This window comes from Vibrio sp. STUT-A11 (genome assembly GCF_026000435.1).
In the GTDB taxonomy this organism is placed as follows: domain Bacteria; phylum Pseudomonadota; class Gammaproteobacteria; order Enterobacterales; family Vibrionaceae; genus Vibrio.
The window spans coordinates 3,216,483-3,229,104 of the sequence record NZ_AP026763.1 but is presented as its reverse complement, the minus strand read 5'-3'; the positions used below and the strand labels follow the sequence as shown (position 1 = coordinate 3,229,104).

General features: G+C 46.2%; 10 protein-coding genes. 4 read left to right on the top strand and 6 right to left on the bottom strand.

What is annotated here, in order from left to right; translation table 11 throughout:
• Window positions 1–27: 27 nt before the first annotated feature.
• From OO774_RS15040 to glnA, 5 genes are all read right to left on the bottom strand, one after another.
• The gene (locus tag OO774_RS15040) at window positions 28–2,562 is read right to left on the bottom strand and encodes a GGDEF and EAL domain-containing protein (RefSeq protein ID WP_264903403.1); all 2,535 of its coding nucleotides are present in this window, start codon (window positions 2,560–2,562) and stop codon (window positions 28–30) included.
• A gap of 89 nt (window positions 2,563–2,651) precedes the next feature.
• A complete protein-coding gene (glnG, locus tag OO774_RS15035; protein ID WP_264903402.1) occupies window positions 2,652–4,055 on the bottom strand; it encodes a nitrogen regulation protein NR(I) in 1,404 nt (467 codons plus the stop codon).
• A gap of 57 nt (window positions 4,056–4,112) precedes the next feature.
• Complete coding sequence (glnL, locus tag OO774_RS15030; RefSeq protein WP_264903401.1) at window positions 4,113–5,159, bottom strand: nitrogen regulation protein NR(II); 1,047 nt, start codon at window positions 5,157–5,159, stop codon at window positions 4,113–4,115.
• A gap of 130 nt (window positions 5,160–5,289) precedes the next feature.
• A complete protein-coding gene (locus OO774_RS15025) occupies window positions 5,290–5,868 on the bottom strand; it encodes a DUF4124 domain-containing protein (protein WP_264903400.1) in 579 nt (192 codons plus the stop codon).
• Window positions 5,869–6,068: 200 nt separating this feature from the next.
• Window positions 6,069–7,478, bottom strand: a complete 1,410-nt coding sequence (gene glnA, locus OO774_RS15020; protein WP_264903399.1) for a glutamate--ammonia ligase — start codon at window positions 7,476–7,478, stop codon at window positions 6,069–6,071.
• A gap of 537 nt (window positions 7,479–8,015) precedes the next feature.
• Between glnA and typA the strand changes: the two genes are divergently transcribed.
• Both typA and OO774_RS15010 read left to right on the top strand, forming a co-directional pair.
• On the top strand, window positions 8,016–9,845 hold the full coding sequence (gene typA, locus OO774_RS15015) for a translational GTPase TypA (protein ID WP_264903398.1): 1,830 nt from the start codon (window positions 8,016–8,018) through the stop codon (window positions 9,843–9,845).
• A gap of 81 nt (window positions 9,846–9,926) precedes the next feature.
• On the top strand, window positions 9,927–10,484 hold the full coding sequence (locus tag OO774_RS15010; protein ID WP_264903397.1) for an AAA family ATPase: 558 nt from the start codon (window positions 9,927–9,929) through the stop codon (window positions 10,482–10,484).
• A gap of 22 nt (window positions 10,485–10,506) precedes the next feature.
• Here OO774_RS15010 and OO774_RS15005 read toward each other — a convergent pair whose 3' ends face one another.
• Complete coding sequence (locus OO774_RS15005; RefSeq protein WP_264903396.1) at window positions 10,507–11,148, bottom strand: DUF2959 domain-containing protein; 642 nt, start codon at window positions 11,146–11,148, stop codon at window positions 10,507–10,509.
• A gap of 35 nt (window positions 11,149–11,183) precedes the next feature.
• Here OO774_RS15005 and OO774_RS15000 point away from each other — a divergent pair, with 35 nt between their 5' ends.
• Together OO774_RS15000 and dtd are read left to right on the top strand one after the other, a co-directional pair.
• Window positions 11,184–12,128 (top strand): virulence factor BrkB family protein, encoded by a 945-nt coding sequence (locus OO774_RS15000; protein WP_264903395.1) that lies wholly within the window; start codon window positions 11,184–11,186, stop codon window positions 12,126–12,128.
• Window positions 12,100–12,534, top strand: coding sequence for a D-aminoacyl-tRNA deacylase (gene dtd, locus OO774_RS14995; protein WP_264903394.1), 435 nt, complete (start codon window positions 12,100–12,102; stop codon window positions 12,532–12,534). The genes OO774_RS15000 and dtd overlap by 29 nt, the downstream gene beginning before the upstream one ends.
• Window positions 12,535–12,622: the final 88 nt, after the last annotated feature.

Here is a 12,622-nt window from a genome sequence, read left to right as displayed (position 1 = left end):
CAGGAAATCAGCGATTATCGCTCTTTTCTACTTCATGTTAACTAAATGTGTTGGCCATTCTTCTAGTGGCATAGGGCGGCTGTAATAGAAACCTTGCACCTGATGGCAACCCATGGAATGCAGCAGTTGAGCCTGAGAAGCGTTTTCTACCCCTTCTGCGACCACGCTGGTTTTAAGTCCGGCAGTCATTTTAAGTACGGCTGCGACCACGGAACTCTCTAGATTCTCTTGGTTTAGTTGACTGATAAATGTGCGATCTATTTTCAGGCACGTGAACGGTAGGGTATGTAAATAGCCCAACGACGAGTAGCCAGTGCCGAAGTCATCTATCGCGATACCTATGCCCATATCACGCAGTTTTGTCATGTTCTCCAGCGTCGTTGGTCCGCTGTCAATGATGCGTGACTCAATGATCTCCAATGTCAGGTTGTTGGCAGGAAGCATAGTTAACGCTAAAACACGTGTGACGCTATCGACAAAATCCGGACAGGAAAGTTGGTTAACAGAGATATTTACGTGTAATTGAAAGTCTGATGGCCACTGTTTATTTTCGATGGCGATGTAGGTATCACGGCAAGCTTGTAACAGAATCTGTTGACCAATCGCTTTGATCATCCCGCTTTCTTCTGCGATAGGAATAAAATCCAATGGTGAAATCATGCCAGATTCACTCTGCCAGCGCGCCAGTGCTTCGGCACCACAGATGTTGCCAGTTGCCAAGTCTATGATTGGTTGATAATGAGGAATGAACTCTCGGTTTTCTACTCCGGTTTGAATTTTGGTCAGCATCTTAGTGCGAAATTTAGAGGCACTGGCGAGTTCTGGGCTGTAATGGCAAACACCAGTGAGAGCGTCCTGTTTGGCGTAACTCAGTGCAATACTGGCATTGCGCAACCATAGAGACATGTCTTCGCCTTGCTTGGTTTGCACAATACCAAGCGAAATTTTCATGACGACCGCTTCTTCTTGTGTGATGAACGGAGTTGCAAACAGCTGTTGTAAACGACGCTCTATCAGCCGAACATCATTAATTTTATGTGCATTGGGTACAAAAATGGCAAACTCGTCGCCCCCTATCCTAGCCAGCAACGTATCATCCTTAAATTGTTTTTTAAGCCTTTCCGCGATGTCTATCAGAAGTTGATCGCCATTATGGTGACCGACACTATCATTGATGTCCCTAAATCGGTTGATACCGAGTAAAAATAGCGTTCCGTGGCAGTGATAACACATTTCTACCAAACCTTGGCGGCTGTATAAACGCGTAAGTGAGTCATAAACCAACTGCTCTCGTAAGGCGGTAAATGATGTCTTTAGATTTGTTGTCATGTCATTAAATGCCTGAACCAGCACTGTGGTCTCATACACATAGCCTGGTTTGGGCAGGCTACTGTACCAATCGCCTTTAGCCAGCTGGAGCGCTGCTGCCGCTGTGGTATTGATTGGCTTTGTTATACGATTGAAAATGACCCAGCAGATCGCAATGCCTATCAAGCTGACAATAATGCCAACGAGCCAGCTTTTTTCTTGGTTATTTGGCAGCATTCCGAGTAAATCTTGCTCGGAGATAGAAGTACCGATAAACCACCTTATACCGTTCTGATCATCATAGGGTGTGAGGCGACTGAAGATACGTTGTCCGTTGTGGTCAAAGACTAAGGTAAACGTTTGATCAGTTTGATAAAGGTCGAATGTTCGGACGCGTTCGGCACTGATTTGAATGATTGGGCTCGAGCTTTCTGAGGCAAATAAGCGCTGTCCTTTGTCTGAAAAGCGTGTACCCCAAGAGATGACACTACCCACTCCTGAGTGCGCAACCAAACGGTGCTCCTGATCCATGATAAAGACTGAGGCTTTGGTCTTTTGTGCGACTTCGCGCAGAAATTTGTTAAAGGTATTAAGCCGGACATCGGCGACCAATACTCCGGCCAACTCTTGTCTAAGATACACCGGCGCCATCGCTGACAAAGTGATGTCTTGTCGTTCATCGGAGTTACTATAAATCTCTGACCACATCGGTCTTTGGCTTTTGGCTACGGGTTGGTACCAAGGTCGGTTGCGTGGGTCATAAGAGGTAATGACTGAACGTATATCGTCACTGGCCTGACTGGTTCCATAGATAACCAGAGCGCCATCAGTTTGTTGGCTTTGAAGCATCAAAGTGTATTTTTCAGAGGGCTCAAGACGAAAACCGGTGAAGTCACCACTTTCAGAGCCAAAGGCTAGCACATCCAGTTGTGGGATAGATTCAGAAAGCGTTTTAAATGCGCTTAGCAGGTAAGTTTGAATCTGTTCAGAATAAATAGGGTCGAAGAGGCTGTAATGGTTGACGCTGTGAGCGAGCGTCGTTACGGCACTAAAAGGTTCATGGAGAAAGCCGTTAAGATGCTCGTGGACACTCTCGGTCAAAACCGACAGTTGCCTCTCACTGATGTCGGCCACCACCGTTTCGTAGTTTTGCTTTTGTACGTAGACCATTACACCGATAGACAGTAGAAAAATCATCACAAATGGGATGAGAACAGCGGTACGCAGTGTAATTTGAGTCTTAGCAGTAGACATAGTCTAATCACAAAAGGGTGGTGCGCCATATTGTACTGATATATTTATTAATATTGTGTGACAGTGATGCCGTATTATTAATAAAAGTGTCAGTACAGCTCCTTTAATTTTCTGGTGAGTGTATTCCGTCCCCAACCTAGAACTTTAGCGGCATCTTGTTTGTGACCTTTAGTGTGCTCTAACGCGGCCTCCAATAAAATACGTTCAAATTCTGGTAATGCGTAAGAAAGCAGTTCTTTATCTCCTGCAGCCAGTGATTGACGTGCCCAGTCCGCCAATTGTTCTTGCCAGCTACCTTGTGTAGAGTCAGCAATGGTTTTCTTTTCTTGCAGCAGTTCTGAAGGTAAGTCGTTCGGTAATATTTCACTACCACTGGCCATCACCGTTAACCAGCGACAAATGTTCTCTAGCTGACGCACGTTGCCCGGCCAGTCCAATCGATTGAGAATTTCAACCGTAGATGGGTGCAGTGTTTTGGTTTCTACGCCAAGCTCGTCTGCGGCACGCAGCAGAAAGTGCTGAGTCAGTTTCTCTATGTCTTGCTTACGTTCACGCAGTGCCGGAATTTGAACGCGTATAACATTCAGACGGTGGAACAAGTCCTCACGAAAATCGCCTTCATGAACCAGTCTTTCCAGGTTCTGGTGAGTCGCCGCAACGATACGGACATCAACACTGATCGGTGAATGACCACCAACACGATAGAACTGACCATCAGCGAGAACGCGTAGTAAACGAGTCTGGATATCCAGTGGCATATCACCGATTTCATCCAGAAATAACGTACCGCCATTCGCTTGTTCGAATCGGCCTTGGCGAACATTGTTCGCGCCGGTAAACGCGCCCTTTTCATGGCCAAACAGTTCGGATTCGATCAGGTCTTTCGGGATTGCTGCCATGTTAAGTGCAATGAAAGGTTTGCTGGCTCGAGGGCTATGTCGATGCAGCGCGTGAGCCACAAGCTCCTTACCGGTGCCTGACTCACCATTGATCAATACTGAAATTGAAGAGCGGGAAAGGCGGCCGATCGCGCGAAACACTTCCTGCATCGCCGGTGCTTCACCGATGATTTCTGGTGTTTCGGCAGGGATATCTTCTGGTGATATCTGCACTCGTTTATTTTCATGACTGTGAGCGATAGCGCGCTCGACTAAAGTCAGGGTTTCATCAATATCAAACGGTTTTGGCAGGTATTCAAATGCGCCTTTTTGATACGCGTTAACTGCCGCGTCCAGATCGGAGTGAGCGGTCATAATGATGACGGGCAAGTCCGGGTAGTCGCGCTGAACTTGTTTGAGAAGCTCAAGGCCATCGATGCCCGGCATACGTATATCTGAAACCAGAACGTCAGGAACTTCGCGTTCTAGTGCCATTAATACGCTTTCCCCATCAGCGTAGGTTTCGCACTTAATATTGGCTGAAGAAAGGGTTTTTTCCATCACCCAGCGAATTGAACTGTCGTCATCAACGACCCAAACATATCCTTTACTCATCTACTAGTCCTTGCAGCAAAACCGTAAAACTGACCCATAGCTAAACGCTAAACTTGGTCAGATCGGCAAATAAATTGTGAAATTGGTGTGGCCAGGCCAGCTCTCAACATCGATTTTTCCGTTGTGCTGGTCGATCAAATTCTGTGAGATAGACAGCCCGAGTCCGGTACCGCCTTCTCGGCCACTGACCATTGGGTAAAACAGCGTATCTTGTAATTCAGGTTGAATGCCCGGCCCGTTATCGGTGATCTCAATACGTGCGGCTAATTTACAGCGTTTACCGTGAATATTGGCTTGGTGCACCGTTCTGGTGCGAATAGTGATTATTCCGTGTTCTTGAGACGCAAGAATTTGTGCCGCGTTGCTGACGATGTTCAGCATCGCTTGCTCTATTTGGTCCGCATCCATCAAAATCTCTGGCAGGCTTGGATCATAATCACGCTCAATAGTGATAGAGTGTTGTGACTCAAGTTCGACTAATTGGCGGACTTTCTCCAAAACCTGATGGAGGTTTTCTTGTGTCTTTTTACCTGGCTTTTGAGGGCCAAGCAGGCGATCGACTAAGGCCCTCAAGCGATCGGCTTGTTCGATAATAATATGGGTGTATTCCGTTAAGGATGGATCTGGCAACATCTTTTCCAGTAGCTGTGCTGCCCCCCGCAACCCACCTAATGGATTTTTAATTTCATGTGCCAGACCACGCACAAGAAGCTTGGCTGCTTGTTGTTGTGCGTGTTGGTTGAGTTCTTGCGTTAGTCGGCGTTGCTGGTCAATCTTGCGCATTTCGACCAATAGCATCAGCTGCTTTTCCCAGGTTATCGGGCTCACCGTCACTTCCAGCATCAAAGGCTTTCCGTCGACAATGAAAGTGACATCGCTGTCGGTGATGCTTTGACCACTCTGTAGTGGTTGAGTGAGCAGGGCCAAATCCATCGAGGCATGTTGGATAAGTTGAGATAACGACTGCTCGACAATGCGTTTAGCACTTTGTGAAAACAACAGCTCTGCTGCTGGATTGGCATAACGGACCGCCAAGCCATCATCGAGAATCAGCGTTGCTGTAACCATATTGTTGAGAATGGCACTAGGAAGATTGGTATCCACATTATGTCCTTGTTTGCGTTAAGACTGTGCGACGCACAATAATGGTGCAATGGAACATTGAGTATGGCCAATAAAACTAAGAAGAAAAAGTGAAAAGCTTCATTGTGATGCTTTATTTTCACCAAAAACTCTACTTTGCCCCGTTTACGGTCGGCTTGATACTTGCTCTATGTAAATGCACCGTTATAGGGCTAGATGATGCAATAAGCTTGCCGCTTCGCTTGGCATGGACCGAAAGAGTGTGAGTCCCTCGGTCAATATCACTTAGCTGCCAATTCAGATGAGTTTGTGGTACCCCATAAGGGTTTCCATCAAGTAGAAGTTGTAACTGTTCTCCAATGCCGAGTTTACGATTGGTTTCGAGTTGAATATTAATCCGTCCACGATTGCTGCGCAGTGTTTCGTCATGCGCGGGACTGAGCATAGTGAGTTGTAAGGGCTGGGGCTTTTCAGGTTGAGTTTGAGGTACTTTTTCGGTCTCTGCAGACGTTTTGTTCACTTGTGGTGCAAGTGATTCGGTAGTTTCGACTTCAGGTGCTGGAGCTTCCAAATTAGGCAGAGCAATGGCTTTTGCACCCTGACTAGGCGTGTCACTGAAGTGAATAACACCATCTTTATCAACCCAGATATACGCGATTTGTGCAAGTACAGCGGGGGGAGTCATTACGCTGCTGAGCGCGCACAGGAGTGTAATAAGCTGAACTTTCATAGCTCACCTTCTTTTGACTGATATTTTCACGTTTAGGTGCTGAGTCCCTTGATTCACATAATAAGAGTCTGAGCGTATTGTAATTATTCCCTCATGTTAAACGGCGACTCTGGACTGGCGAATACAAAAAAGGCCCGCCTGCGAGGCGAGCCTAAAATTTTGCTACTGTGTTTACACGTTACACAGTCTGAATCTGAACCTTAAACAGAGTAGTAAAGTTCAAACTCAACTGGGTGAGTTGTCATGTTTACTTTCTCAACGTCCTGAGCTTTAAGGTCGATGTAAGAATCGATAAAGTCATCAGAGAATACGCCGCCTGCTGTTAGGAACTCACGGTCAGCATCTAGCTCAGCTAGTGCATCTTTTAGTGAGTATGCAACAGTTGGGATTTCTGCTGCTTCTTCAGCTGGTAGATCGTAAAGGTCTTTATCCATTGCTTCGCCTGGGTGGATCTTGTTCTTGATACCGTCAAGACCAGCCATTAGCATTGCTGCGAAACATAGGTATGGGTTTGCTGCTGGGTCACCGAAACGAACTTCGATACGACGCGCTTTAGGGCTTGGTACCACTGGGATACGAATAGAAGCAGAACGGTTACGCGCTGAGTAAGCTAGCATAACTGGTGCTTCGAAGCCTGGTACAAGACGCTTGTACGAGTTAGTTGCTGGGTTAGCAAATGCGTTGATTGCGCGAGCGTGTTTGATGATACCGCCGATGTAGTAAAGAGCCATTTCAGATAGGCCGCCGTACTTGTCACCTGCGAATAGGTTTACACCGTCTTTCGCTAGAGATTGGTGAACGTGCATACCAGAACCGTTGTCGCCAACAAGTGGTTTAGGCATGAATGTCGCTGTTTTACCAAATGCGTGAGCAACGTTGTGTACAACGTACTTGTAGATTTGGATTTCGTCAGCTTTCGTTGTTAGCGTGTTGAAACGAGTCGCGATTTCGTTCTGACCCGCAGTTGCTACTTCGTGGTGGTGTGCTTCAACAACCAGACCCATTTCTTCCATGATCAGACACATTGCGCTGCGGATGTCTTGAGATGAGTCAACTGGAGCTACTGGGAAGTAACCGCCTTTAACGCCAGGACGGTGACCTTTGTTACCTTCTTCGTAGTCAGAACCTGTGTTCCATGCCGCTTCTACGTCATCGATCTTGAAGAAAGAACCTGACATGTCAGTTGCGAATTTAACATCGTCAAATAGGAAGAACTCTGGCTCAGGACCGATAAGTACAGTGTCTGCAACACCCGTTGAACGCATGAAGTCTTCAGCGCGTTTTGCGATTGAACGTGGGTCACGATCGTAACCTTGCATTGTCGCAGGCTCTAGAATGTCACAACGGATATTTAGTGTTGCGTCTTCAGTGAAAGGGTCAAGCACAGCTGAAGATGCATCCGGCATCATTACCATGTCTGATTCGTTGATACCTTTCCAGCCAGCAACTGATGAACCATCGAACATTTTACCTTCTTCGAAGAAGTCTGCGTCGATTTGGTGAGCAGGAATCGAAATGTGCTGCTCTTTACCTTTTGTATCTGTGAAGCGTAGGTCAACAAACTTAACTTCGTTTTCTTGGATCAGCGATAGAACGTTTTCTACTGACATCTTGGATAACCTCCAGTGTTAAATAAGCGGTAAAAGCTCGATTTAGGAACTATTCTTTAAATGTGAAATTCGGCATTGATTAATCAAACTAAACTTTCATTAACCGATGCTGTTTTTTCTAAAGCTAGAACCGTGCCAAAAAAAATATTCCATTAATTTCAATGGATTGTGTTTTTGGATACTAGTTTGGTGCAAAGCATTGCACCATAATGATCCTTATCTGCACTTTGGTGGTGCAATTTATTTTTATTGCACCACGATGTGACAGCCACATCGCTTATTCAGCCCATTTTTTAAGCAATAGTCAATTTGTATTGAACGTTGAAGTAAAGAAAGTTCACTTCACGGCACCGCTTAGAAGACGAAAGCGTGCATTAAGCGTATAAATCGCAGAAATGCTCGGGAGTAGATCACATATTTCTAGGCTTTTTGCTAAAATCTGGTACATTATGGCCGTTTTTTTAATCAGCAAATGTCGCCAGAGAGCACCCGTTCTTAGCGTGGTGGCATTTCATCTATCTAAGTGAATCAATATCCATGGCTACTCCACAGATTGATAAATTAAGAAATATCGCGATTATCGCGCACGTTGACCACGGTAAAACAACGCTGGTTGACAAGCTGCTACAACAATCAGGCACGCTTGAGTCTCGCGGTGAAGCTGAAGAGCGAGTCATGGACTCGAACGACATCGAGAAAGAGCGCGGTATTACCATTCTTGCTAAAAACACAGCAATTAACTGGAACGATTACCGTATCAACATCGTAGATACTCCGGGACACGCGGACTTCGGTGGTGAAGTAGAACGTATCATGTCGATGGTAGACTCTGTACTACTTATCGTTGACGCAGTTGACGGCCCAATGCCGCAAACTCGTTTCGTAACGCAAAAAGCGTTTGCTCATGGTCTTAAGCCAATCGTTGTAATCAACAAGATCGACCGCCCAGGTGCTCGTCCTGACTGGGTTATGGACCAAGTGTTCGACCTATTCGACAACCTAGGTGCAACTGACGAACAGCTAGACTTTAAAGTAGTTTACGCTTCAGCTCTTAACGGTTGGGCTTCTCTAGAAGAAGGCGAAACTGGCGAGAATATGGAAGCACTATTCGAAACTATCGTTGAAGAAGTAGCAGCACCAGAAGTTGACCTAGACGGTCCACTACAGATGCAAGTTTCTCAGCTAGACTACAGCTCTTACGTTGGTGTTATCGGTGTTGCTCGTGTAACTCGTGGTAGCGTTAAGCCAAACCAACAAGTAACAGTTATCGGTGCAGACGGTAAAACTCGTAACGGTAAAGTTGGCACAGTAATGGGCTACCTTGGCCTAGAGCGTCACGACATTGATCAAGCTAACGCAGGTGATATCATCGCAATCACCGGTCTTGGCGAGCTAAAAATCTCTGACACTATCTGTGCGCAAAACGCGGTGGAAGCACTACCTGCACTTTCTGTTGATGAGCCAACAGTAACCATGACGTTCCAGGTAAACACGTCTCCATTCGCGGGTAAAGAAGGTAAGTTCGTAACTTCACGTAACATCCTTGAGCGTCTAGAGAAGGAACTGGTACACAACGTAGCACTACGCGTAGAGCAAACTGACGATCCAGATAAATTCCGCGTATCAGGCCGTGGTGAACTTCACCTGTCTATTCTGATCGAAAATATGCGTCGTGAAGGCTTTGAGCTAGCGGTATCTCGTCCAGAAGTTATCATCAAAGAAGAAGATGGCCAGTTGATGGAACCGTTCGAAACGGTCACTATCGACGTGATGGAAGAGCACCAAGGCGGCATCATGGAGAACATCGGCCTGCGTAAAGGTGAGCTGAAAGATATGTCTCCAGATGGCAAAGGCCGTGTACGTATGGACTTCGACATGCCATCTCGTGGCTTGATCGGTTTCCAAACGGAATTCATGACGCTGACGTCTGGTTCTGGCCTTCTTTACCATACGTTTGATCACTACGGCCCTCACAAAGGCGGTAACATTGGTCAACGTGTGAATGGTGTACTAATTGCAAACGCGATGGGTAAGGCGCTAACCAACGCACTGTTTAACCTTCAAGAGCGTGGTCGCCTATTCATCGGTCACGGTGTAGAAGTTTACGAAGGCATGGTTATCGGTATTCACAGCCGCGACAACGACCTTACAGTAAACGCACTGAAAGGTAAGCAGCTAACTAACGTTCGTGCTTCTGGTACTGATGACGCACAGGTTCTTACTCCGCCAATCAAGATGACTCTTGAGCAAGCACTAGAATTCATCGATGATGACGAACTAGTAGAAGTAACACCTGAAAGCATTCGTATCCGTAAGAAGTTCCTAACGGAAAGCGATCGTAAGCGTGCTTCACGTTCAGCGAAATAATCTGCTGTAACGGATTAAGTTAATAAGAAGCCCCGAGTTATGCTCGGGGCTTTTTGTATTTCAGGGAAAGGGAAGACTTTGATGAAACCGATGGTGATTACGGGTGGTCCAGGCGCCGGTAAAACGACGTTATTGAACGCTTTGGGTGAGCAGGGCTTTGCGACTTTCGCTGAAAGCTCTCGCACCATAATAGAGCAACAAAGCCAGTTGGAAGGCGGTATCTTACCTTGGAACAACTTACCTGAGTTTGCCAGATTGTGCCTTGAGCTCATGAGCGAGCAGAAACAGCAGGCGCAGAGTCACGAAGTGGCGTTTGTTGATCGCGCGATACCAGACATCATTGCTTATCTGCGAGTGGGCGATTGTGATGTAGACTTAGACTTTGTGACAGAAAGTGCTGGGTACCATAGTCAAGTGCTGACTTGTCGACCTGAAGCCTCGATTTATGTGCAGGATGAGGTGCGTCCCCACAGCTTTGAAGAGGCAATGACAATCCATCAAATCCTAGTTACCACTTACGCTGAGCTTGGTTATCAGGTGGTTGAAGTGCCATGGGGAACGGTAGAGGAGCGGGTAAGGTTTGTTCAAAGGGTGGCCGGTTTAGTCAGTCAGGAAGAAAACGAACACCTCTCCACGTAGAGAGGTGTTAAATTCAGGTAAGTTATTTTTGGTTTAGCTTTTGCAGGAATTTATCTGATTCCGCTATCGCTGCATTCATCTGTTTGATGGCATATTGAATGTCTTGCTCTAGATTAGAGAATTCGCCTCGTAGAGAGCCAATTGCGCTCGCATTTAAGTTATGTTTTAAATACAAGGTGTTGTCGCGTAATGTATTAAGAACTGGCGTCATCTTTTGTTCAGCTCGCTTCATCGCACTGAGCATGGTTTTGTAAGACGCCTTGGTATCACGCAATTTCTGTTCACTCGAACGACGCAGTGTTGCACTGGTGTACAGATCGAGTTCGTCCTGCCATTCGTCAAAGAGTGCATCTGATACATCTTCGATAGCAGCGATACGATCGCGGACATCTTGCGCCGCTTTCTCACTGTCTTCATATTTGTCGTTTATGTTGTTGTAAACGTCTTCCAGCTCACCACCATCAAAGTTGGTCAGAGCAGATAGGGCTTCAAGCGCACTGGTGAATTCTTCCTGAGCGTCTTGTTGAGACTCTTTGGCATCTTCAACACGATCGACCATGATGTCGCGTTTATGGTATCCCACTTGTTCCATTGCGGAATAATATGCAGACTGACACCCTGTTAAAGTAAAAATTGATAGTACAATTGCTAATAAGTAAGGCATTTTTTATGTCCCAGATGCTAATTATGAGATGAACTATGAACCAGTTATCAGAGAGTTACAAGGCGAGATTGAGTAATCTATTACCAAGTTGCGTCGCTTTCTTTAAGTATCTTCTTAAGCGTTTGACGCACGACCGTGTGAATGTGAACGCCGGCTACCTTGCCTATATCACCCTGTTGTCCATCGTACCGATGCTCACCGTATTGTTATCAATATTATCAAAATTCCCGGTGTTTTCGGATGTCGGTGAAGTGTTGCAAGGGTATGTTATCGAGAATTTTGTGCCAGCGTCTGGTGAGGCCGTACATACTGCTTTGCAAGAGTTTGTGTCTAATACTGGTAAAATGAGTGCGGTTGGTGGTGCATTTTTATTTGTCGCGGCACTGATGCTGATCTCTAATATTGATAAGAATCTTAACTATATATGGCGAGTAAAAGATAAACGTCGCTTCGTCTTTTCCTTCTCAATGTACTGGATGGTATTAACGCTCGGACCAATTATGGTCGGCGCCAGTATTGCCGCCACGTCGTATGTGACATCACTTCAGATCCTAGAGAACGAAACCCTATCGGGTGCGTTTAACCTGTTTTTGCGTTGGTTGCCTTTGCTATTGTCTTTCTTTGCTTTTTTAGGGCTGTACATTTTGGTACCGAATAAAAAAGTACACCTTAGCCATGGAGCGGTGGGTGCAGCGCTGGCCGCGATTCTGTTTGAATTGAGTAAAAAAGGCTTCGCTATGTATATTACTCAGTTCCCTTCCTATCAGCTTATCTACGGCGCGCTTGCAGCGATCCCTATCCTGTTTGTTTGGGTATATTTGTGCTGGATGATTGTGCTGTTAGGAGCGGAAGTGACTGCAGCGATGGGTGAACGAGAGCACTGGAGTGAAGACCTAGACATGATACACTCGGTCGCAGAATCTCAGTTAGCAAATAAAGGAAACGAGCGTAGTGATAGCTCTAATTCAACGGGTCAGTGAAGCTGCCGTCCGTGTTGACGGTGAAGTAGTTGGTGAAATCGATCAGGGTCTTCTTGTTCTGCTTGGCGTAGAGAAGGACGACGATGAAGCTAAAGCAAAGCGTTTGATGGAGCGTGTGACCACTTACCGTGTGTTTGAAGATGAGGACGGTAAAATGAACCTCAACGTCAAACAGGTGGAAGGCAAGGTGTTAGTGGTTTCTCAGTTCACTCTGCCAGCTGATACTAAAAAAGGGACTCGCGCCGGCTTTTCGCGCGGTGCTCACCCTACCGATGCAGAACGTCTGTATGATTACTTTTCTGACTTATGCGAACAGGTGCTTCCTACCCAGCGTGGCCGTTTCGCTGCCGATATGAAAGTGTCATTAATTAATGACGGCCCAGTGACTTTCTGGTTACAGGTCTAATCTGGTAACGCAATCTTGATGGTCTAAGCTTTAACTCCAAGCACATGGAATTGGCTTGGCGTTATTTTCTCTGACATTTATTTGTTTA